General features: G+C 65.7%; 19 protein-coding genes. 6 read left to right on the top strand and 13 right to left on the bottom strand.

The annotated features are described in order from the left end of the window. The first annotated feature begins 22 nt into the window (after positions 1-22). The 4 genes from RW112_RS10375 to RW112_RS10360 all read left to right on the top strand — a co-directional run bounded on the left by RW112_RS10375 (position 23) and on the right by RW112_RS10360 (position 4,936). Positions 23-931 carry a LysR family transcriptional regulator gene (locus RW112_RS10375; protein WP_317781695.1) on the top strand — a complete coding sequence of 303 codons (909 nt, stop codon included), beginning with the start codon at positions 23-25 and terminating at the stop codon, positions 929-931. A 174-nt stretch (positions 932-1,105) separates the two neighbouring features. Then, positions 1,106-2,203 (top strand): tartrate dehydrogenase, encoded by a 1,098-nt coding sequence (locus RW112_RS10370; protein ID WP_317781694.1) that lies wholly within the window; start codon positions 1,106-1,108, stop codon positions 2,201-2,203. A 137-nt stretch (positions 2,204-2,340) separates the two neighbouring features. Next, positions 2,341-3,786 carry a C4-dicarboxylate transporter DctA gene (gene dctA, locus RW112_RS10365; RefSeq protein ID WP_317781693.1) on the top strand — a complete coding sequence of 482 codons (1,446 nt, stop codon included), beginning with the start codon at positions 2,341-2,343 and terminating at the stop codon, positions 3,784-3,786. 1 nt (position 3,787) lies between these two features. After that, positions 3,788-4,936: a glycerate kinase gene (locus RW112_RS10360; RefSeq protein ID WP_317781692.1), complete on the top strand. Its 1,149-nt coding sequence runs from the start codon at positions 3,788-3,790 to the stop codon at positions 4,934-4,936. Here RW112_RS10360 and RW112_RS10355 read toward each other — a convergent pair. The 7 genes from RW112_RS10355 to RW112_RS10325 form a co-directional block, all read right to left on the bottom strand. After that, positions 4,933-6,522, bottom strand: a complete 1,590-nt coding sequence (locus RW112_RS10355; RefSeq protein ID WP_317781691.1) for a DASS family sodium-coupled anion symporter — start codon at positions 6,520-6,522, stop codon at positions 4,933-4,935. The genes RW112_RS10360 and RW112_RS10355 overlap by 4 nt on opposite strands. After that, entirely contained in the window at positions 6,522-7,484 is a 963-nt protein-coding gene (locus tag RW112_RS10350) for a D-2-hydroxyacid dehydrogenase family protein (RefSeq protein WP_317781690.1), read from the bottom strand. The genes RW112_RS10355 and RW112_RS10350 overlap by 1 nt, the downstream gene beginning before the upstream one ends. Before the next feature lie 164 nt (positions 7,485-7,648). Then, a complete protein-coding gene (locus RW112_RS10345; RefSeq protein WP_317781689.1) occupies positions 7,649-8,029 on the bottom strand; it encodes a VOC family protein in 381 nt (126 codons plus the stop codon). Between the two features lie 272 nt (positions 8,030-8,301). Continuing rightward, complete coding sequence (ggt, locus tag RW112_RS10340; RefSeq protein ID WP_317781688.1) at positions 8,302-10,143, bottom strand: gamma-glutamyltransferase; 1,842 nt, start codon at positions 10,141-10,143, stop codon at positions 8,302-8,304. Between the two features lie 137 nt (positions 10,144-10,280). Beyond that, complete coding sequence (locus RW112_RS10335) at positions 10,281-10,961, bottom strand: VOC family protein (RefSeq protein ID WP_317781687.1); 681 nt, start codon at positions 10,959-10,961, stop codon at positions 10,281-10,283. Next, positions 10,958-12,217 (bottom strand): MFS transporter, encoded by a 1,260-nt coding sequence (locus RW112_RS10330; protein ID WP_317782178.1) that lies wholly within the window; start codon positions 12,215-12,217, stop codon positions 10,958-10,960. Before RW112_RS10330 ends, RW112_RS10335 begins: the two co-directional genes overlap by 4 nt. Before the next feature lie 84 nt (positions 12,218-12,301). Then, the gene (locus RW112_RS10325) at positions 12,302-12,766 is read right to left on the bottom strand and encodes a GatB/YqeY domain-containing protein (protein WP_317781686.1); all 465 of its coding nucleotides are present in this window, start codon (positions 12,764-12,766) and stop codon (positions 12,302-12,304) included. 208 nt (positions 12,767-12,974) lie between these two features. Here RW112_RS10325 and RW112_RS10320 point away from each other — a divergent pair, with 208 nt between their 5' ends. Then, positions 12,975-14,417: a sugar porter family MFS transporter gene (locus tag RW112_RS10320; protein WP_317781685.1), complete on the top strand. Its 1,443-nt coding sequence runs from the start codon at positions 12,975-12,977 to the stop codon at positions 14,415-14,417. Between the two features lie 111 nt (positions 14,418-14,528). Further along, entirely contained in the window at positions 14,529-15,551 is a 1,023-nt protein-coding gene (locus RW112_RS10315; RefSeq protein WP_317781684.1) for a LacI family DNA-binding transcriptional regulator, read from the top strand. 37 nt (positions 15,552-15,588) lie between these two features. Here the strand turns inward: RW112_RS10315 and RW112_RS10310 are convergent, their stop codons facing one another. From RW112_RS10310 to RW112_RS10285, 6 genes are all read right to left on the bottom strand, one after another. After that, positions 15,589-16,527 carry a 5'-3' exonuclease gene (locus RW112_RS10310; protein WP_317781682.1) on the bottom strand — a complete coding sequence of 313 codons (939 nt, stop codon included), beginning with the start codon at positions 16,525-16,527 and terminating at the stop codon, positions 15,589-15,591. 58 nt (positions 16,528-16,585) lie between these two features. Next, positions 16,586-16,990: a GNAT family N-acetyltransferase gene (locus tag RW112_RS10305; RefSeq protein ID WP_317782177.1), complete on the bottom strand. Its 405-nt coding sequence runs from the start codon at positions 16,988-16,990 to the stop codon at positions 16,586-16,588. A 125-nt stretch (positions 16,991-17,115) separates the two neighbouring features. Then, entirely contained in the window at positions 17,116-17,319 is a 204-nt protein-coding gene (locus RW112_RS10300; protein ID WP_305940926.1) for a hypothetical protein, read from the bottom strand. A 50-nt stretch (positions 17,320-17,369) separates the two neighbouring features. After that, the gene (locus tag RW112_RS10295) at positions 17,370-18,509 is read right to left on the bottom strand and encodes an acyltransferase (RefSeq protein ID WP_317781681.1); all 1,140 of its coding nucleotides are present in this window, start codon (positions 18,507-18,509) and stop codon (positions 17,370-17,372) included. Positions 18,510-18,663: 154 nt separating this feature from the next. Continuing rightward, on the bottom strand, positions 18,664-19,275 hold the full coding sequence (locus RW112_RS10290) for a carboxymuconolactone decarboxylase family protein (protein WP_317781680.1): 612 nt from the start codon (positions 19,273-19,275) through the stop codon (positions 18,664-18,666). A 14-nt stretch (positions 19,276-19,289) separates the two neighbouring features. Then, on the bottom strand, positions 19,290-20,777 hold the full coding sequence (locus tag RW112_RS10285; RefSeq protein ID WP_317781679.1) for an MFS transporter: 1,488 nt from the start codon (positions 20,775-20,777) through the stop codon (positions 19,290-19,292).

Below are 20,777 nucleotides of genomic sequence, written 5' to 3'. Positions count from 1 at the left end.
CCGAATCAGCGAAGGGGCCGGAGTGGACACGCGAAAGCTGAAGTATTTTCTCGCCGTTGTGGACCACGACGGATTCAACCGCGCTGCAGAGCATCTGTTGATCGCCCAGCCTTCGCTGTCCCAGACCATCGCCGGCTTGGAGAAGGACCTCGGAGTGCCGCTCTTCCACCGCATCGGCCGGCGGGCGGTGCTCAGCGAAGCGGGCAGGGAACTCGTGGGGCCAGCGCGCCTGGTGATGCGGGACCTTGATGCCGCACAGTCCGCAGTGCAGGCACTCCGCGGGGTGCGCAGCGGCAGGCTGGACATCATCACCATGCCCTCCCCGGGGATCGAACCCCTGACCTCGATGATCGCGGGGTTCACCCGGATGCATCCCTCGGTCCGGCTCAACGTCAGCGCCGCGTTCACGCCCGAGGAGGTCATCGAATCCGTCCGAACCGGCAGCACCGAAATCGGGCTGGCAGGTTCCTCAACGCCCATCCGGGTCCCCGGGGTGCAGGTCCTGGAGCTGGAACGCCAGCCGCTGATCCTGATCGTGAACCCGCAGGCTGACACGTTCAATCCGGGCACAGCCATCGAGCGGGAGGACCTCGGCGGTCACCGGCTGGTCGCCAGCCAGCGCGGGTCGCTGATGCGGTGGCTGGTGGACGACGCGCTGGCGCGCGGCGTCAACGCGGAGATCGTCGTCGAGGTCGCCCACCGGACCTCCATCCTGCCGCTGGTACTCGCCGGAGTGGGCCATGCCGTGATGCCCTCCTCCTGGGCGCCCACCGCGCACAAGGCCGGGCTGCGCACCCTGCTCATCGAACCCGTGTCCACCCTTGATGTGGCAATACTCAGCCGGAAGGAAGACCTGACGCCCGCGGCACGTGCGTTCCTCAAGGTGGCTGAGCTGCACATACCTGCCGAAACCGATCCACTGCTCCGCTAGCGCCGTTTTGAGGGCCCAGAACGGCGCTAGCGGAGCAATCGATGGAGGGAATCAATAGGCTGAGCCTATTTGCCGTATCGAATCTTGGTCTTGGACGCCCACTACACCCAGGCCGTCTACTTGAAGAGGAAGGCAGTGTGACGCTGCTAACAGACTCAACGAGGAGGTAGGCACATGAGCGCCACCCAGAAATTCAGCATCGCTTCAATCCCCGCGGACGGCGTGGGCAAGGAAGTCGTCTCTGCCGGCCGCCGCGTCCTGGAGGCCCTGGCAGCGAACTCCAACGGCAAGTTCGCCTTTGACTGGACCGAGTTCCCCTGGGGCTGCGGCTACTACGAAAAGACCGGCCAGATGATGGATCCCAAGGGACTTGAAGCCCTCAAGGACTTCGACGCCATCTACTTCGGCGCCGTCGGCTGGGAGAACGTCCCGGACCACATCAGCCTCTGGGGCCTGCGGCTGAACATCACGCAGAACTTCGACCAGTGGGCCAACATCCGCCCGGTCAAGTTCCTCCCCGGCATCCAGTCTCCGCTCCGCAAGGCTGACAACACCGAGCTTGACTGGATTGTTGTCCGCGAGAACAGCGAAGGGGAATACGCGGGCCTCGGCGGACGCAACCTCAGCGGCCGCGGCCCGGGCAACGAGGTGGCGCTGCAGACCGCCCTCTTCACCGAAAAGGGCTGCGAGCGCATCATGCGCTTCGCCTTCGACCTCGCCCGGACCCGCACGGTGAAAAAGGTCTCCTCCGTCACCAAGTCCAATGCCCAGCAGTACGGCATGGTCCTGTGGGACGAAACCTTCCAGCGCGTGGCCCTCGACTACCCGGACGTGGCCACCGAGAGCGTCCTGGTTGACGCCATGAGCGCCAAGTTCATCCTCAAGCCGGAGGACCTCTCCGTCGTCGTCGCATCGAACTTGAACGCGGACATCCTCTCGGACCTGGGCTCGGCCCTGTCCGGAAGCCTGGGCCTGGCGGCCAGCGCGAACCTGAACCCGGAGCGCCGCTTCCCGTCCATGTTCGAACCGGTCCACGGCTCCGCACCGGACATCGCCGGCAAGGGCATCAGCAACCCGATCGGCGCGATCGCCAGCGCTGCCCTGATGCTGGACCACTTCGGCCTGCATGAGGAGGCCCGGCTGGTCGAAGCCGCCATCGAGCGGACCACCGCCGCCGGCCACCTGACCCGTGATGTGGGCGGCGAAGCCACCACCGATGACGTCACCGAAGCGATCATCGAGGCACTTACCCACACCCTGGCCGCCGTCTAGCCAGAGCACGCGACCGGCCGGCTCCCGTCGGCCAAGCACTCCCGGAGTGGACGGCGGCTCAACACGCTGCCGCCGTCCATTCCGCCATGCCCAATCATCAAGCCCCTCCAGCTACATTCCACAATGAGGTAGGAATCATGGAACACATCACCCCCACCGGCAGCGCCGGGACAACCCCGGCAGCGGCCCCCAAGACACGCTGGTACCGGCAGCTGTACTTCTGGGTCCTGACAGCGATCGTCATCGGCATACTGGTCGGCTGGCTGGCCCCCGCCGCAGGCGTTGCCATGGAACCCATCGGCACCACGTTCGTCGATGCGATGAAGATGCTCATCGGCCCCATCGTCTTCCTCACCATCGTCGGCGGTATCGCCAGCGTCGCAGACCTGAAGAAAGTGGGTATGACGGGACTCAAGGCCCTCACCTACTTCCAGGTAGGCACCATCTGCGCCATGATCTTCGGCCTCGTAGCTATCAACGTCTTCCGGCTCGGCGACGGCGTCAACGCCGACGCCGACAGCATCGAGACCTCCGAGTCCGCCGCGAAGCTCATCGACGCCGGCGCCCACCAGGAATGGTGGCAGTTCCTCACCAAAATCATCCCGGAAAGCATCGTTGCCCCCTTCGTTGAGGGCAACATCCTGCAAATCATCTTCATCGCTGTCGTCTTCGGCATCGCTCTGAACGCCATGGGCAAAGTGGGCGCCCCCGTTCTCGACGGCGTGCAGCGCCTCACCGGCGTCATGTTCAAGATCCTGGGCTTCATCATGAAGGCCGCCCCGCTGGGCGCCTTCGGCGCCATGGCTTTCGCCGTCGGAAAATACGGCGTCTCCTCCCTGACCAGCATGGGCGGGCTGATCGCCCTCTTCTACGTCACCTCGATCCTGTTCGTCGTGGTGGTCCTCGGCTCCGTGATGGCCTTCCTCAGGCTGAACATCTTCAAGATGATCCGGCACCTCAAAGAGGAGTACCTGCTCATCCTGGGCACCTCCACCGCCGAACCTGCCCTGCCCGGCCTGATGCGCAAGCTCGAGCACGCCGGTGTCAAGAAAGAAACCGTCGGCCTGGTTGTTCCCACCGGCTACAGCTTCAATCTCGACGGCGCCGCAATCTACCTCTCCCTGGCGGCGCTCTACATCGCACAGGCCACCAACACGGATCTGACCATTGGCCAGCAACTTGGCCTGCTCGCCGTCATGCTCCTGACCTCCAAGGGTGCTGCCGGCGTCGCGGGCGGCGGCTTCATCGCCCTCACCGCAACGCTCACCACCCTCGGCACCATCCCGGCCGCCGGCATCATGCTCATCTTCGGCATCGACAAGTTCATGTCCGAGTGCCGCGCCATCGTGAACTTCACCGGCAACGCCGTCGCCACCCTCTTTATCGCCTGGTGGGACCGCACACTCGACGCCGACCGGGTCCGCCGCGTCTTCAACGGCGAATCCGTTGAACCCATGCCCGCCGAGGACCCGATCCACCTGGACGAAGTCACCGATATCGACGACGACCTGGCTGAATACGGCCACCACGCGCCCAAGCACCCCTCCACCGACCGCCGACCCGCCTACTCGGAAACCATCTGACATGATCAACGCCATCGCCCCGAAGACCGTGCGGACCCTGGTCGCGCCCGACAAGTTCAAGGGCAGCCTCACCGCCGGTGAAGTTGCCGACGCATTGGCCGCCGGACTCCGTTCCGCCACCGGCGCCGGGACGGTGCACTGCGAGATCCTTCCACTCGCAGACGGAGGTGACGGCAGCGTTGACGCCGCCGTCACCTCCGGCTTCAGCCGCCGAAGCTACACCGTTGCAGGACCCACCGGCCAGCCCGTCCAGGCAGACATCGCTTTCGACGGCGTGACGGCAGTCGTGGAGGTCGCGAACACCTGCGGCCTCGCCCTCCTGCCGGACGGAAAGCTGGAACCGCTGAACGCCTCCAGCCGCGGATTCGGCGAGGCCATCCTTTTCGCACTGGGCCTCAACCCCGCCAGGATTGTCTTGGCCCTGGGCGGCAGCGCCAGCACCGATGGCGGCATGGGAATGCTCACCGCCCTCGGCTACAGCTTCCGCGACCCGGAAGGACGGCAGCTCTACGGCAGCGGGCAAACCCTGGAACAAATCCACTCCGTCTACCGCACGGAACTCCCGGGACTGTCCGCCACGGAACTCATCGTCGCCAGCGACGTCCACAACCCGCTGCTCGGAGCCCAAGGCGCACCCGCCGTCTTCGCGCCCCAAAAAGGTGCCGGACCGGACGCCGTCGCATTGCTCCACAAGGGCCTTGAGCACTTCGTGGCCAAGATGGCGGAAGCCGGATTCACAGACGCCGCGATGCTGGCCGAACATGACGGCGCCGGAAGTGCCGGCGGAATCGGCTACGCCTGCCTGTTGCTTGGGGCGGAGCAGGTCTCCGGCGCTGACTTCTTCCTGGACCTGCTGGACTTCAACACCCGCAAGGACAGCTGCGATGTTGTCATCACGGGAGAGGGCAGTATCGACGAACAGACCCTGGCCGGGAAACTGCCGTCCGCCGTCGCCCGCCGCTCCGGAACCCGCCCGATCATCGCTGTTGCCGGCCGCTCGCTCCTCCCGAGGGAGCGATGGTCCGAGCTGGCCCTGACCCGGGTCTACACCCTGGCCGAATACACCGACCGGGACTCTTCGAAGGACGCCGGGCTTTCCACGGCGCTGCTCCGCCGGATCGGGAAAGACATCGGGGCCAGCCTCCTCTAGCTGCCGATCCCGGTGATGGCCACCATCACCGGGAGGATGCCAATAATCAGGAGCGCACCAACGATGTCAAAGACCAGCCCGGTGCGGATCATCCTGATGATCGGAACGACGCCGGAACCGTAGACGATCGCGTTTTGCGGTGTCGAGACCGGCAGCATGAATCCGAAGGAGGCAGCGAAAGTGGCTGCCAACGCTGGGACGAACGGGTCGATTCCCGTCGCGAGGCACAGCGGGATAACGATGGGCACCACGACGGCGGCAGACGCGGTGTTGCTCGTCGTCTCGGAGATGAGGATGGCCAGGACTGCAGAGAACGCTGTGATCGCGAGGACGTTGGTGACCGGGAGGTTCCGCGACGCCGCGGCGCCAATGGTGTCTGCCAGCCCTGTAGCGGCCAGGAGTGAACCAAAAATGATGCCGGTGCCGAACAGGACGATGGTCCCCCAGTCAATCCGGGCGGCGTCGGACCAGGTGAGCGTGGCACGGCGTTCCCTCCAGTTCGTCGGGAGGATGAACAGCAGGGACGCCCCGAGAACGGCCACGATGCCTTCGTCCAGCCGGTCATCTAGGAGGACATAAAGCCCGGAGTCAGTGCCGGCGGCCAGGCTGACGAGGGCCGGAAGCAGCCACAGTGTGACAGTGAAACCGAAGGCGACCAAGGTATTTACTTCGGCCCTCGACATCCTGCCCTGCGCAGCCCGGTGCTCACGGATGTACTCCGCGACGCCCTCGATCCGGCGGACTTCCGGCCGATTCAGCAGAAACATGACCAAGGCCAGGACAACGAACATCGCCAGGCAGAGCGGAGCAGCGGCGGCAGTCCACCGGGCAAAGGAAATCCGTTCCCCGGTGGCTTCCTCGATGAGTCCCCGGCCGATGAGGTTGGGCGGCGACCCCACCGGCGTGAGCAGGCCCCCGACGCTGGCACCGTAGGCCAGCGTGAGCATCAGGGCCGCGCCGACCCGCAGCCGCAGCGGGTCGAAGTCGGCCCGGACGATGCCCCGGTCCTGCATGAGCTGGCCGATGACCGCCAGGATGCCGAGAGCCGTGGGCATGAGCATGGCCACTGTTGCCGTGTTGGAGACAAACGCGGACAACAGGCAGGTGATGACGCCGAACGCGATGATCACGCGGTAGGTGGACGTGGCCACGCCCGGGAGGGAGAGGACGGCGAACGCGAGCCGCTGTGCGATGCCGTGCTTGAGCATCGCCTGGGCAAGGATGAACGCGCCGATGAAGGTGAAGATCGTCGTCGAACCGAACGGTGCCAGGACGTCGCTGGCCGGGGCCACGCCAAGGATCACCACGGCAGCCACCCCCAGGAGCCCTGCCACCGGGATGGGCACGGGTTCGCAGATCCACAGGATGATCACGCCCAGAAGGACCGCGGCCAGGAGCTGCGGTGTCCGGTCCATTGGTACCGGGAGGAGTGCGAAGGTCACGGCGGCCGCAGGGGCGAGGAAGAACCCCAGGGTTTGCCGGGCCCTCTCGAATTTCTCCTCCCGCGGCGAGAGCCGCTGCTCGCTCAGGCTCCGAAAGGTCTTCCCGCCGAGCAGGGCGGCGCGGACGTCGGTCCGCCCGGTCATCAGCGGCTCACACCGGTCAGCAGCCGAACAGGAGTGCCCCGGAGCCAGGCCTGCACGGCTCCGAACGCGCCGCCGTAGAACTCCCGGTAACTTTGCTGCGTCACGTAGCCCAGATGTGGCGTCAGGACGGTCCGCGGCGCGGACAGCAGGCGGTGGCCGGCGGGCAACGGCTCCAGGTCATAGACATCGAGAGCGGCCCCGCCGAGCCAGCCTTCTTTCAGTCCCCGGATAAGGGCGTCCTCATCGACGAGGGGTCCGCGGGCGGTGTTGACCAGCACTCCCGCCGGCCCCAGGAGACGTAGTTCCTCCTCGCCCACCACGCCGCGGGAGCGCTCCGAGAGGCGCACATGCACTGAAACAACGTCTGATTCCCGGAAGAGCGCCTCCTTGCTGACCTTCCTGACGCCGGCGCTGGCGGCGGCTTCGTCAGTGAGGTTGGGACTCCATGCGATGACATTCATGCCGAAGGCCTGTCCGTAGGCGGTGACGCGGCGCCCGATTTTGCCCAGGCCGAGGACGCCCAGCGTCTTGCCCGCGAGCTCGAAGCCGACCGTGGACTGCCAGCGCCCGTCGCGCAGCCGCCGGTCTTCGAGCGGAATGCTGCGGGCCAGCGAGAGCAGCAGGCCCCAGGTCAGTTCCGGGGCGGCAGTCGGCGAGCCGCCGGTCCCGCACACCGCCACGCCCAGCTCCTCGGCCGCCCGAAGGTCAATGGACTGGTTCGCCATGCCGGTGGTCACCAGGAGTTTCAGTCCTGGTAGCTGCGCCAGGACATCGCGCCCGAAGGCGGTCCGCTCCCGCATGGCGATGATGATGTCGAAGCGACCCAGGCTGGCTACGGCGTCGTCCCCGTCCTTGAAGGGCCGGTCGAAAAACGCGGCTTCGACGCCGTCCGCTGCAAGCTGCTCCCAGGGCGCATAGTCCCGGGCGACAGACTGGTAATCGTCCAAAATGGCAAGGCGCATGGATGGATCCTCCGTGTAGGCAGCATGGGGTCGCTGCAGTCAGGCTACCGCCACACGTTGTATCGGAGGAGCAGTCGTATCGCTCGGCACGCCGCGTCGGAGGAGCAGTCGCAGGCTGTGCACCTGCGGGTGGCCCCCGGTTTGTCGCCGGGAGCCACGGGTGGTCAGGTGCGCTGGAAGATGTTGAGGATGTTGCCCTCCGTGTCCAGGAACCAGGCAGCCTTGCCTGTTGGCAGGGTAGCGATACCGTTCTCAGTCTTCAGGCCCGGGAAGTCGTACTCCTCGAAGGTGGCTCCACGGCCCCTCAACTCGTCGACCTCGGCTTCGAGGTTGTCCGTCATCCAGCCCAGCTGGGTGTTCTTCGCGGTGCCCGCGTTGTCGGTCTGGTACAGCATAAAAACAGTTCCCTTGCCACAGCGGTAGAACACGTTTTCGTCGTCCATGACTTCCGGGTCGTCCAGTCCCACGACGTCACGATAGAAGCCACGAGCCCTGGCGATGTCCTTGGCAGGGAGGACTGCGGCGACTTCACTGTCCTTGAGCATGTCGAATTCTCCTTAGGTGAAGCGATCGAAATGCCCGCCCCGCAGGCGGTGCAAGCGGGGCGGAGGTGCCGGCTCGCGCCGGCTCCCGGCCGTTTGCGGTGCACCGGGACGGTTGCCGGGGAGGCCTTCGTCGCGGCTGTCAACGGCCGGCCGGGGGTCTCCCCCGCGTTCATACCGTCATTATGGCCGCAGATTGGCGTCCCGGATATAGGCAATGAAACGGAGGGCGACGGCGGGAGTCAGTCCCGCCGTCGCCCTCCGTGGCGACCGAATCACCGCGACGGTTTGACTACCATCGCCGAGCCGCCGCCGCGCCTTGCGGGTTCAGCCGCGGCGACCATCAGCCCGCCGGGCCCGAACTCGATAGCAGTGGCCGCACCGATCTCCGCCGCCGATGTGAAAGCATCACCGGCGGGGGCCAACGTGTGGCCGTAGCCAGTCAGCGCCGCCCCGTATGCGTCGATGAAGGCAGGCTCAGCCGTGACATTGGTTGTGTTCCGCTGGGCAGCACGCGGCGCCGCGATGGCCTCGGAGATGTCCATCCCCAGGTCCACCCGGTTCAGGATGGTCTGCAGGACAGTGGTGATGATGGTCGATCCGCCCGGCGAGCCGAGCGCCAGGAACGGGTCGCCGTCCTTCAGGATGATGGTCGGTGACATCGAGGAACGCGGGCGCTTGCCCGGCTGGATCCGGTTCGGATCGTCCTCCTTGTACACGGTGGAGAAGTCCGTCAGCTCGTTGTTGAGCAGGAATCCGCGGCCCGGCACCACGATGCCGGATCCCCCGGTCTGCTCGATGGTGAGGGTGTATTCCACCACGTTGCCCCACTTGTCCGCGACCGTCAGGTTGGTCGTGGAGATGTTCTCCGTATCCGTCTCATCGGCGGGTGCCGCAGCGGCGGCCGGGCACGCGCCGTCGTACGTGGACACGTTGCCCGGGTCGACGGGCTTGTTGGCCGCTTTCGTCGGGTTGATCTGGCACGCGCGTTCCTTGCCGAACAGCGGATCAGTCAGCTCGTCAGTGGGGACGTCCACAAAAGCCGGATCTCCTACGTACTTGCCGCGGTCCGCAAAGGCGAGCGCACTGGCCTCAAGGTAGTGGTGCAGGGCGGCTGGATTCTTGCCATCAGGCGTGGCCATCTCCGACAGGTTGAACGGCTCCAGGATGTTCAGGGCCTCGCCGACGGTGGTGCCGCCGCTGCTCGAAGGAGCCATGCCGTAGACGTCCAGGCCGCGGTACTCGACGTGCGTGGGTGCCTGGTCCAGGGCTTCGTATTCAGCGAGGTCTTCAGCCTCCATGAAACCGACGGGAACAGGGAGGGTCGTGGTGGCGGCCTTCGGCGGGGCCTTCACCGTGGCCACGATCTCGTCCGCGAGGGGGCCTTCGTAGAAGCCGTTTGTGCCCTCTTTCGCGAGAAGCCGGTACGTCGCAGCGAGATCATGGTTTTGGAAGACAGTTCCGACGGCGGGTGCGTCGCCGCCGGGGAGGAAGAGATCGCTTGTCGATGTGAACGCCGCGAAGCGGACTTTGTTATCGAGCGTCTGCTGGCGGAACGTCTCGTCCACCACAAAGCCGCGGTTGGCCACTTTGATTGCGGGTTTCAGGGCGTCGCCAAGGTCCAAGGTGCCCCACCGGTCGAGAGCGCGCTCCCAGGTGGCCGGCGTGCCGGGGACCCCCACGGAGACGCCGCTCGTGACCAGGTCGGGCGTGAACTTGTAAGGCGCTCCGGTCGCGGGGTCGATGAACGCATCGTTCGGCATATCGTCCGGGGCGGTCTCACGGCCGTCGATGGTGCCGACTTCACCGCTCTCCGCGTCGTAGAAGACGAAGTAGCCGCCGCCGCCAATCCCGGCACTGTAGGGTTCGGTCACCCCCAGGGTCGCGGCCGCGGCGACGGCGGCGTCCGCCGCATTGCCGCCCTTGCGGAGCACCTCAATCGCCGCGGCGGATGCCTCCGGGTCAACGGTGCTGACAGCACCGCCGTAGCCCTCGGCGGTGGGCTCCTTCTTAACTTCCCGCGGATCTGCGAAGGCGGGGCTCATGACGGCACCGCCTGTCACGCTCATGGCCAGAGCCGCCGTGAGGGCGGCAATTCGACGTCTCACCTTTGGCATGGTTGCTCCCGAGTCAGGGTGGTGCGGAGTGGGGTGAGGGTCACGTTACTCCGGCCCGTAGTGACACTCAACACTCAATGCATTGGGACGGCAGCCCATGGGGGCGGCGCCGCACCCTCCGAAGGCTTCAGCACCGTTCAGCGTGCGGGGCGCCAGGCATCGAGCACCACCGGGCCCCGTAGCGATTCCAGCGTCGCGCTGAGCGGCGCCTTGTGATTAGCGTCGATCGGGCCCGTGTGCACGGCCGGAAGCCCCAACAGTTCGACCGCCGGCGCCGGAACTCCGCGCAGCACCAGGCCATGCAGCGCCACTCCGCTGAAAGGCAGGTGGGCACACGGGTGTTGCCCTTCCCATTCGATCAAGCTGGGCAGTGCGCCGTCGCATTCAGTTCGGCCATCGTCGCGGATGGTGATGCGCCACTTCAACAGGCCATGAGCGGTGCCGCGCTGCGCAGTCAGCACTTCGCCGGGGTCGAGGGCGACGTTCGCAAGGTTCCCGCGCAGCACCTCGATGTGGCGCGTGCGCGCGACTGCGTGCACCAGTCGGGGTGATTCGCGGACAGCACCGCGCAGTTCAGGGTTGTCGAGGCCGAACCAACGCGGCCTCCCCGGCTCCGGGGCTTCGGGGTCGATCGCAATGACCTCGAGGTAGCAATCAGGAAAGCTTTCACTGCTGATGGCCATCACCCTGTTGTGCGTGCCCATCAGCGCGTGCTTGCCGCCACCGGAGGGCTCAACGCCAAACATTGCCGCGCACCAGGCGGCACCCTGCTCCAGCGAATCGGCAGCGATCACCAGGTGATCGATCCGGGCGTTCACAACACAGCCTTGCCGCTCGGGGCGTTGGACAGATCGGCGGGGTGTCCCTGCCTGCGGCTGGCCACCAGGAACGGCACCGCGATCAGCTGGATTACGCCGCCGATTGCCAGCGAGGCCGCGTATCCGTAGGCATCGGCTGAGCGGCCGAGCAGCGGCTGCACCACCACGCCACCGCTTGACCCAATAAGGGAGTCGAAGCTGAGTACCGTTGCCCGCTGTTTGGACGGGATCATGTCGTTCAGGTACGCCTGGCGCACCGGGACGCTCGCGGCGTCGACCACCGCCCAGAGCGTCAGCAGCACAAGGGCCACCCAGAATACGTGGGTGAAGCCGAGCACCACCAGGATGATGGCTGCGATGGCGCCACTCAGGACCAATAGAGTTGTGCGCTTGCGAACACGACGCCGGATCCGGGGCGCCAGCCATCCGCCGAGCACGTCCGCGCCAGCCACCAGGGCCGCCGCCAGCCCCGCCACGGAGTAGGCCCGGGGATCGCCAAAGAGCTCAAGCAGATACGGCTGCAGCGCGTAGAACACATATATCCCGACGCCGGCGCTGAACGGCGCGGCCAGCATCACGTATCGGACCGGCGGGTTCTTCAAACCGTTATCGACCGATGCCCTCAGTACGGCACGTGTCGCCTGCACGGGGTGGGCCGAGCGCTCGGGTGTGAAACCGACGTCGTGCATTAGCCGGAACGCAACCACAAACATGGCCAGCAGCACAGCCACACGGATGAGGAAAGGTACGCCCAGGTCGGTGATCTGCGCAATGACGCCGCCGGCCACAGAACCCACGAGCATCGCAACGCCGGACACCATCACTCCCCGCCCCAGCACCGCTTCCAGCCCGCCCTCATAGCCCTCGAAGCGCAGGGCGTCGACGAGCCAGGCCTCCACCGCGCCCGAGAAAAAGGTGAAGCCCAGGCCGAGCAGGACCGACACGACCGCCCACCACCAGAACGGGGCGGACAGCTGCCAGAGGAGATAGTAGAAGTAGGTGGTTACAGCCAGGGTCACAGTGCCGAGCAGGAATGACACGCGCCGTCCCCAGCCGTCGGCGACCACTCCGGTAGGCACCTCGAACAGCACCATGCCCACCGTGAAGAAGGCGTTGGCGGCAAACGCTTCGAGGTTGCTGAGCCCGGCATCCAGCAGGAACAGCGTGTTGATGCCCCAGATGAACGAGGCGGCAACAGTATTGCCCAGCGTCAACGTGAGATAGACACGCTGGATCTTTCGGGCGCCGGCGCTCATGGCGTTGACGTCGCCGCCGGGGCGAGGTGAGAGCACTAGCTCATTCTCGTCCCGTTAGGCTGCGCGCACCAGTAGCCGGGGCAGCTAGGCGAGGCGGCTCCGGACGATCTCGCTGACCGTCTTGCCGTCAAACCGCCCTGCAACCTTCGCAGTGACCGGCTTCATCACTGAGCCCATCTGACGCATGGAGGGTTCCTGGCCTTCGGCCTTGAGGCCGGCGATTGCTTCGTCCACAATCGCTTCGACCTCGTCGCGGGTCAGGGCTTTGGGCAGGTAGGCCTCGATGACCTCTGCTTCGGCGATTTCCGCGGCAGCGCGGTCAGCCTCGCCGGCCTCGGTATAGATCTTGGCGGTGTCGCGGCGTTTGGCGGCCTCCTTCTGGAGCAGGCCGGTGACTTGGGCATCGTCCAGTTCAATCGGCGTCTTGCCTGACTTCTCGCGTGTTTCGATCTCGCCGAGGACGTTCCGTACGGTGGTTAGCGCCACCTTGTTCCGGTCTTTCATATGGATCACAACGTCGCCGTGGAGGCGTTCTTTGAGGGTGGTCATGGTGTTCTCGTTTCGTTGGCTTTGCCTCCATTGTCCCCCGAGCTGGTCCAGAGCCGGCCAGGCCGACTATTTGACCTCATGTCAGAACAAAGTCTTGACCTCAGCGTTAGAGCGCTCTAACGTTGGGTGCAGCAAGTGATCTGGCACACTCGCCGGCACCCCACTCACGGTCCAGTTGTCCGGGCCAATCGATCCGAGGAAGTCAACAATGTCGTTGCATGCAGCACGCCCTACCGCACCGCAGAACAAACCGGGCTCCAAACACCGCGGGTACCTGACCCGCCTTACTGTCATCTCCACCCTCGGCGGACTCCTGTTCGGCTATGACACCGGGGTCATCTCCGGCGCACTGCTCTACATGCAGGATTCGCTGAGCATGAGCCCCGTCGAAGAAGCCACTGTGGTCAGCGCCCTGCTGTTCCCGGGTGCGGCGGTAGGCGCCCTCAGCGGCGGCCGCCTGGCTGACACCCTCGGGCGCCGCGGCACGCTCCTCATCTGCGCGCTGCTGTTCCTGGTGGGCGCACTGGGCTGTGCGATCGCACCGACGGTCGGGTTCATGGTGGTGGCCCGCGTCATCCTCGGCCTCGGCGTCGGCGCCGCCGCTGTCACCTGCCCCCTCTACCTGGCGGAAATGGCACCGGCCCACCTGCGCGGGCGAATGGTCACCATCAACGAACTGATGATCGTCACCGGCCAGATGCTCGCCTTTGCCATCAACGCCCTGCTCGACTCGCTGATCCACGATCCTGAGGTCTGGCGCCTCATGCTGGGAGTGGCGTCCATTCCTGCCATCGCCCTGTTGATCGGCATGCTCATCCTGCCCGAATCGCCCCGCTGGTTCGCGATCCGGGAGCGCTTTTCGGACAGCCGCCGCATCCTGGACCTTAGCCGCAGCCCGGAAGAAGCCGACTTCGAATACAAGGAAATTGTCGAAGCCGCGAACACTGCAAAGAATGAGCGCTCCCACGCATGGCGTGACCTGAAGAACAACCCGTGGATGCGCAAGCTCCTCTGGATCGGCATCGGCCTCGCAGTGGTCCAGCAGGCAACCGGCATCAACACAGTGAACTACTACGCACCCTCGATCCTGGAACGTAGCGGACTCGGCGTCAGCGCCTCACTCGTAGCCACCGTCGCGGTGGGCGTGACCTCGGTGCTGATGACCATTCTGGGCATCTACCTGCTGGGCTTCATCGGACGACGCCGCATGCTGGTCATTGGCTTCTCCGGCGTCGTCGCGTCACAGGCGATCCTCGCCGTCGTCTTCATGCTGCCGCAGTCAGATTTCGTCAGCTACACGATCCTCGCCGCCATGATGCTGTTTGTCGCCTTCGTGCAGTGCTTCATCGGCACGTGCGTCTGGCTCCTTCTGTCGGAGATCTTCCCGATGGCCATCCGCGGGTTCGCCATGGGGATCGCTGTCTTTGCCCTGTGGACGGTCAACGCCGGCATCTCCTTCCTGTTCCCGATCCTGGTGGTTGCCCTGGGCTCAACCGGAACCTTTGCAGTCTTCGTCCTGGTGAACATCGTTTCGTTGGTTTTCGTGTCCAAGTTCGTTCCCGAGACCAAGGGGCAGTCGCTGGAGGAACTGGAAGTACACTTCCGCACCGGCAGCCTGCCCGTCATCGCCGCTCCGGTCGGGTCCAAGTAGAGTCCGGCCTTTTCCACAACGCCGCCGTGAACTATCGCGGCCGGAGCGGCACCTGCCGCCCCGGCCGCGATAGGCTTGCCTGCAGTAAACGGCCGATCGTCGGGGAGTGAAGTGAAGCAGCAGGAAGCGGCCAAACGCCCCACCATTTACGACGTCGCCCGGGTGGCCGGCGTCTCCCGCGCCCTTGTCTCGCTCGTGCTGCGTGGCTCCCCCAAAGTCAGTGCTGAAAAGAAGCAGGCGGTGGCCGACGCGATTGCAGCACTCGATTACCGGCCCAGCAACGCTGCCCGCTGGCTTGCCAGCGGGCGCACGGGAATCATCGGCGTTTTGCTGGACGACCTGGCGAACCCCTGGTTCGTGGAATTGCTCGACGGGCTGCAGAGCGTGCTCGGTGAGCAGAACCTGCGGATGGTCCTGAGTGATCCCACCTATCTTGCCCGGCCCGGGGAGAGCCCGGTCTCGGCATTCATGGATCTCCGGGTCGACGGCCTCATCATTGCCGGAGACGTCCAGGCCGATGACACCCTGGTGCGGGCCGCAGCGCATACTCCGACGGTGATCGCCGGTGCCCGCGATTTCCAGCTACTGTCTGCGGACATCGTCACCAATGACGACGTCGCCGGAGCACGCGCCGCCGTCGAGCACCTGATCGGACTCGGCCACCGCAACATCGCCTACCTCACCGCACCCACCCGGTCAGCTGCCTTGCGGGCCCGCTCATATGAGGACACGATGTCCCGTCATGGCCTCCGGGAGAACATCCGCGTGGTGGCAACTGACCTGAGCGAGCATTCCGGCTTTGAAGCAATGAATGGCCTCATTGACAGCGTGCAGCCGCCCACCGCTGTCCTCGCCGCCAACGACATCCTCGCCGTGGGAGCACTCTCTGCTGCCGACGAGCACGGCATCGGCGTTCCGTCGCAGCTCTCCCTCGTCGGCTACGACAACACCTATTTGTCCGGCATCCGGCACCTTTCGCTGACCAGCGTGGACCCCGTCAGCCGTGACGTCGGCATCCGCGCCGCCCGGCTCCTCCTCGAACGCCTGGCAGACCCGGCCCTCCCCCAACGCACCGAAGTGCTGACCCCGCGCCTTGTGGTTCGCAACAGCACCGCGCCGGCAGCAAGGGCTTAGCGCACCAGCGAAGGCGACCCCTTCGCTGCCGGCCGCCTCACTGCCGCTTGTCGAGCGCCTCGAGGAGTCGCCTGACAGAACCACCAAGGTTCCATTCGGTGGCCAGTCGCTCAAGGCCGGCGCGCGAATCGCCCGCCACGGGGCGCAGTTGCGCGCCCGCTTCCTCGAGCGTCGGCAGCCCGAGGTCGCGTGCGACGTTCACGACCGTGGGTGCAACTTTGAGGTAGTCAGTTGCCGCTGCAAGCTTTGCCCGGACGGATGCGGACAGCCCGCTTTCCGCATCCGTTGCCGCCGCGAGCAGCATCTCGAGCGTCCCGTATTCGCCGAGCAGCGCCGCGGCCGTCTTCTCGCCGATACCTCCCACGCCCGGCAGCCCGTCGGAAGCATCGCCGCGGAGAATCGCGTAGTCGGCGTACTGCTCGGGAAGCACGCGATACTTGCCGACGACCACCGCGTCGGTCACGACTTCGAGGTTCTTCATGCCGCGCGCCGTGTAGATCACCCGCACCTGGCGGTCGTCGTCGATGACCTGGAAGAGGTCACGGTCGCCCGTGACCACGTCCACCGGCAAGCCGGCGTTGGTGGCGTAGGTGCCGACGACGTCGTCGGCCTCATGTTCAGCGGCCCCCACGACGGCGATGCCGGCAAGCTCCAGTACGCGGCGGATCATCGGGATCTGCGCCTCGAGCGCATCCGGCACCACCTCCACGTCAGGGGCACCGGCCACCTCCCGCGCCACCCGGTGTGACTTGTAGCTCGGGATCAGGTCAACCCGCCACTGCGGGCGCCAGTCATCGTCCCAGCAGGCCACCAGATGCGTGGCTTCAAAGTCAATGGTGAGCCGCGCGATCATGTCCAGCAAACCGCGAACGGCGTTCACCGGCGTGCCGTCCTCGCGGCGGATCGTGTCGGGCAGGCCGTAGAACGCACGGAAGTATAGCGATGCAGTGTCCAGCAACATCAGGCGGTGGGGCATACCTGATCCTGACACGGATGTGTCTCCTTGAGAATCCTGCCGGTTCGCGGACTGCCGGTCAGAGCTCCTGATAGTAGTAGAGCATCGGCTCGGTGCCGTTGGGTTCGGTGTTGGTGAACCCGTGCGCTTCGTAGAAGCGGCGTGCATCCGTGTCCTCGCCGTCGACGTTGATTTCAAGGAGCGCACCGCCGCGGCCGCGGACCATGTCGCAAGCCGCGGCGAGTAGCGCGCTCCCCAGGCGATGACCCCGCACGGCTGGTTGAACGTAGAGTTCATCCAGGATTGCCACCGGGCCCGGGTACCAGACATTGGGCCGGAAGCTCAGCACAGCAAGCCCTTTGGGCGGCGTGCCGACGAGCAGCACCGCCACGTCCTCCCCCGCCAGCAGCTGCGCAAGCCGCAACGTCAGTTCGTCCGTGCCCGGAGTCGGCGTCTCAAACTCGGTGTTGAAATCATGGAGCATCCGGGCCACCGTCACCGCGTCGGCCGGAGTTGCCCGGCGTGGCGCCTCCACGTCCGCTGAGTCATCAGAAGTCACGGCTTCATCATGCTCGCCACATCAGCCGGCGTCTACCCCGCCGTTCGCTGCTAACCGGCAGGCGCCACAACGTCCTGCAGCACTGACCTGTCGAAAAAGCGGATCTCGCCCGTTTCCTCGAAGAACACCGGAACCACTGATGTGCTCGCGTCCTTGGACGTTTCGTAAATTTCGGGCGCACCGCCATGTTTCCGGGCAATTGTTCCCACCAGCTCGGTACCGCGAACCCGGACGGTTCGATATTTGTAGCTCATGGTGACTCCTTCGTCGACTATGGCAAAACCCTACTCCGGCCGGCAGCCGTTCATGGGCGGGAGCCCGCCTTGGCCTGATACCGCGCGTCGAACCGATCGCGCCCCAGGCGGCCCAGCTTTTCGACCGTGTGCCAGCTGATGACCGCCACGAGCAGTGTCAGCAGGATTGCCGACACAGCCACCAGCGGTGGCAGATCTGCCGTGGAGCCGTCGTTCAGCCAGAGAATGATGACATAGTTCCAGAGGTACGCGGCGTACGAAACCGTGCCCAACAACTGCAGCGGGCGCGTCCACGCGGGCATTTTCAGCGGCCGGGATGCCGCCAGTATTACCAGGACGGCCGCGGCAGCCATGGCCAGCGGGCCTCCAACGAAGAAGAAAACCGGCGATTCGTTGGCCTTGGGGAAGAATGCCAGGGCGGCAAGGACAAGGACGGCGGCAGGCAAAGCCGCCAGCCGGAGCCGGGGGCCGGAGAACCAGCGGAACACCCGGACCCTGTAGAGGCGCACAGCCGAACCGATGATCAGCCCCAGTCCCCATGTTGTGGGAAGGGCGTAAACCAGCGAGTGAAGGTGCGGGGCCAGGACAAGCATCCCCAGCACAGTGGCCGTCATCACGAAAATGACGACGGCGGCAGACCAACCCACCAGCCGTCCCTGGCGGTTCCTCCGCAGCGCGACCACCAGCAGTGCCGGCCAGACCAGATAGAACTGTTCCTCCACCGCCAGTGTCCAGAGTGGCCCGATGGCCATGCTGACATCAAAAGGAAGCGGCAGGTCCTTGAGATAGCCAAAACCGGCAAGGAGGGTGTAGCCGATGATTCCCTTGGAACGATCCCCCAGGACGTCCGCCGTCAGTTCGACGACGGCATAGACGCCCAGGAAGGCAATGAGCGCCGGCAGCAGCCGGAAGGCCCGGTGCGCATAGAAACGGCCGTAGCGAACTTTGCGGTGCCGTTCGATGTCCCGAAGCAGCACGCCCGTGATCAGGTACCCGCTCAGCACAAAAAAGGCTATGACGCCGACGATTCCGGCACCCTGAAAAACCCCTGGCCAGGAATGTCCGAGGAGAACGGCACCCACGGCAGCACCACGCAGGACGTCCAATCCGTCCAGCCTCTGTCGCACCGCACTTTGCCCGGCGGCCCGCCCGGCAACCGTTCCGACCGTTCCGTCAACCAGCAACGTCAAATGACCTCCACAGCCCTATCCGGATGAATTCGTTTCGGGCGCCGGTTCGGTTCGACGCGCCGCCCCGCTCATTATTCCCGGCCAATCTGGACGAAACCTGATCCCTGGCGGGCGGCGCATAGGTCGTGGTGGCCTTGCTCGCCCGGCAAGGAACTCAGGCGCCTGCCGCTCCGCCCGTCCGGGGCGCGTCAACCCGGACCAGCGGAGCCAGCAACGCATCATGCAATTCGTCGCTGATTCCTTCGGGAACGTCCGTGTCAACGGCCAGTGCCAGCAGAGCCCTGCTGAAGAAGTTCCGTGCGGCGGCAGCCATGGTGATGTCAGCGATCTCGCGGTCGCTGAAACCGACATCGCGCAGCTGCTGCGCATCCGTGTCCGTCATCGCAGCCGCGTCAGCACTCAGCTTCACCGCGTAGTCCATCATGGCCACCTCGGCCTCGGGCAGTCCTGCATCGTGGAAGTCCCTGGCTATGGCACGCAGCTGCTCTTCGTCAATAATCGTGAGCGTCTTCTTCCCGTGGGCCAGCCTGCAATGACTCGATCCGATGGCCTGGGCGGCAGCCAGGGTCACCAGCTCATACCGGCGGAGGCCGAGGGAGGAGCTGATGGCCCGGGTGAGGGACTCCCAGGCAAGGTAGGCCTCGGGATTCAGGCTCATCGCCTGCGTATGACTAGGCACATAGCCGAGGGAACGGCGGTCGGCCTCGTAGATTTCAGCAGTCAAGCCCGAGGCCTCGGCCTCGGGCGTCATTTTCAAGATAGTCATGCTTCTCACCCTTGTCAGCGAGGTTCGGGCGTTTCGCCGTTTCCGACCGCTTCGATCCAGTCGATGGCTTCGTCCGAGAAATAGAAACCTGAGGGACCGCTTTCGCCAACCCACCAGGCATCGGCCTCAACGCTTCCTCCGGCGTCCGTGATCTCGGCGACGATCTCCGCCGAAACAGCGTCGCCGTTGTTATCAATCAGCCACGCCCTCGTGGACGGCTTGAGCTGCGCCCACCATTGCTCGATATCCATGGCCGCAGTCTGCCACTCCGGCGCCCATTCCACGACCCCCCGAAGGCGGTGGGTGGCTTTTGTCGAGCGAACAGCGAGGATGACGGCAGCCGCGGTTCCGGTGGCGGCGGCCATGGCGTAGGCCATGTTCGTGTAGCTGCCCAGCCAGGCCGCCATGGCCGGTCCGGCGGCCGGGGCGAGGGCAGTAGCGGCTGTGAGCGGTGCAGCGAACGCGCCTTGAAGGGTGCCAAGGCCGGCGGTTCCCCACAGATCAGCAACGACCGTGGCCTGCAGCAGGGTTTGGCAGCCCCGGACGGCACCGGCGAGCATGCCTGCCGCGATCAGCAGGGCCACCGGTCCTGGCAGGAGGGCGAGCACGAGGATGGCAACGGTGGCGGTGACCGTGATGACCGGTAGCCGCGCCGCGGATGGAATGGCAGAGAAGATCAACCGTCCGCCAACCTGGCCTGCGCCGATAAGACCGAGCCCGAGGGCAGCCGTTGCATAGCCGGCGCCTTTTTCCATCAGCAGCGGGATGATGCTCAACGTCACGGTGTAGAGGCCGAGGCAGAGCAGGACCATGAGGCCCTGCAGCCCGATGAATTCAGGGCTGCGGCGGATGTCGCGGACCCGGTGCCTGACAACTGTGGGGTTTACCCCGTGCTGGGCGGAGGTCCAGGACCGGTTGAGGTAGCGGGCGTGCAGCGGCACCGTTATGACTCCCAGGAGTCCGGCGAGGACCAGGAAAGCGGCCCGCCAGCCGATCCCGTTGCTCAGGGCGGCAGTGAGCGGGGCGAAGATCGTGGAGGCGAATCCTGCGCTGAGGGTCAGGATGGTCAGCGGCTGGATCCGGTGCGCGCCGTACCAGCGGCTGATCACGGCGAACGCCGGCTGATAAAGCACCGCCGCCTGTGCGGTTCCGGCGAGCAGCCAGGCGCCGGCGAACAGCGGCAGGTTCGGTGCCAATCCCGCCAGGGCCAGGGCCAAAACTCCCAGAAAGGAGCCGCCAACCATGACGGTTCGCGGCCCGGCCCTGTCCAGTGCACGTCCTATCGGTACGCCCGCAGCTGCCGAGAGAAGCAGCCCCGCGGAGAAGGCTGCGGTGATGAGGGCCGGGTCCCAGCCGGTATCCTCGCTGATCGGCCGCACCGCGGCGGGCAGCGCGTAGTAAAGGATGCCCCAGCCGGTGGTCTGGGTAACGCACAACGCTGCAAGGCCGCCCCGCGGTGCACCCTCCGCGAGCAGTGTCCGGGTTACCGCGGGGGCGGGCAC

It is taken from the genome of Arthrobacter sp. B10-11, from assembly GCF_033142195.1.
Lineage (GTDB): Bacteria > Actinomycetota > Actinomycetes > Actinomycetales > Micrococcaceae > Arthrobacter > Arthrobacter oryzae_C.
Note: the sequence above shows the minus strand (reverse complement) of the source record. Positions and strands in the feature narration are given on the sequence as shown.

What these genes read in the sequence shown, in the direction of transcription:
- ggt (WP_317781688.1), bottom strand. Translation starts at nt 10,143, where the DNA reads ATGCCAAAGGTGAGACGTCGAATTGCCGCCCTCACGGCGGCTCTGGCC.
- RW112_RS10310 (WP_317781682.1), bottom strand. Translation starts at nt 16,527, where the DNA reads ATGCCCCACCGCCTGATGTTGCTGGACACTGCATCGCTATACTTCCGT.
- RW112_RS10290 (WP_317781680.1), bottom strand. Translation starts at nt 19,275, where the DNA reads ATGACTATCTTGAAAATGACGCCCGAGGCCGAGGCCTCGGGCTTGACT.
- RW112_RS10355 (WP_317781691.1), bottom strand. Translation starts at nt 6,522, where the DNA reads ATGACCGGGCGGACCGACGTCCGCGCCGCCCTGCTCGGCGGGAAGACC.
- RW112_RS10305 (WP_317782177.1), bottom strand. Translation starts at nt 16,990, where the DNA reads ATGCTCCATGATTTCAACACCGAGTTTGAGACGCCGACTCCGGGCACG.
- RW112_RS10330 (WP_317782178.1), bottom strand. Translation starts at nt 12,217, where the DNA reads ATGAGCGCCGGCGCCCGAAAGATCCAGCGTGTCTATCTCACGTTGACG.
- RW112_RS10370 (WP_317781694.1), top strand. Translation starts at nt 1,106, where the DNA reads ATGAGCGCCACCCAGAAATTCAGCATCGCTTCAATCCCCGCGGACGGC.
- RW112_RS10350 (WP_317781690.1), bottom strand. Translation starts at nt 7,484, where the DNA reads ATGCGCCTTGCCATTTTGGACGATTACCAGTCTGTCGCCCGGGACTAT.
- RW112_RS10345 (WP_317781689.1), bottom strand. Translation starts at nt 8,029, where the DNA reads ATGCTCAAGGACAGTGAAGTCGCCGCAGTCCTCCCTGCCAAGGACATC.
- RW112_RS10325 (WP_317781686.1), bottom strand. Translation starts at nt 12,766, where the DNA reads ATGACCACCCTCAAAGAACGCCTCCACGGCGACGTTGTGATCCATATG.
- RW112_RS10320 (WP_317781685.1), top strand. Translation starts at nt 12,975, where the DNA reads ATGTCGTTGCATGCAGCACGCCCTACCGCACCGCAGAACAAACCGGGC.
- RW112_RS10360 (WP_317781692.1), top strand. Translation starts at nt 3,788, where the DNA reads ATGATCAACGCCATCGCCCCGAAGACCGTGCGGACCCTGGTCGCGCCC.
- RW112_RS10300 (WP_305940926.1), bottom strand. Translation starts at nt 17,319, where the DNA reads ATGAGCTACAAATATCGAACCGTCCGGGTTCGCGGTACCGAGCTGGTG.
- dctA (WP_317781693.1), top strand. Translation starts at nt 2,341, where the DNA reads ATGGAACACATCACCCCCACCGGCAGCGCCGGGACAACCCCGGCAGCG.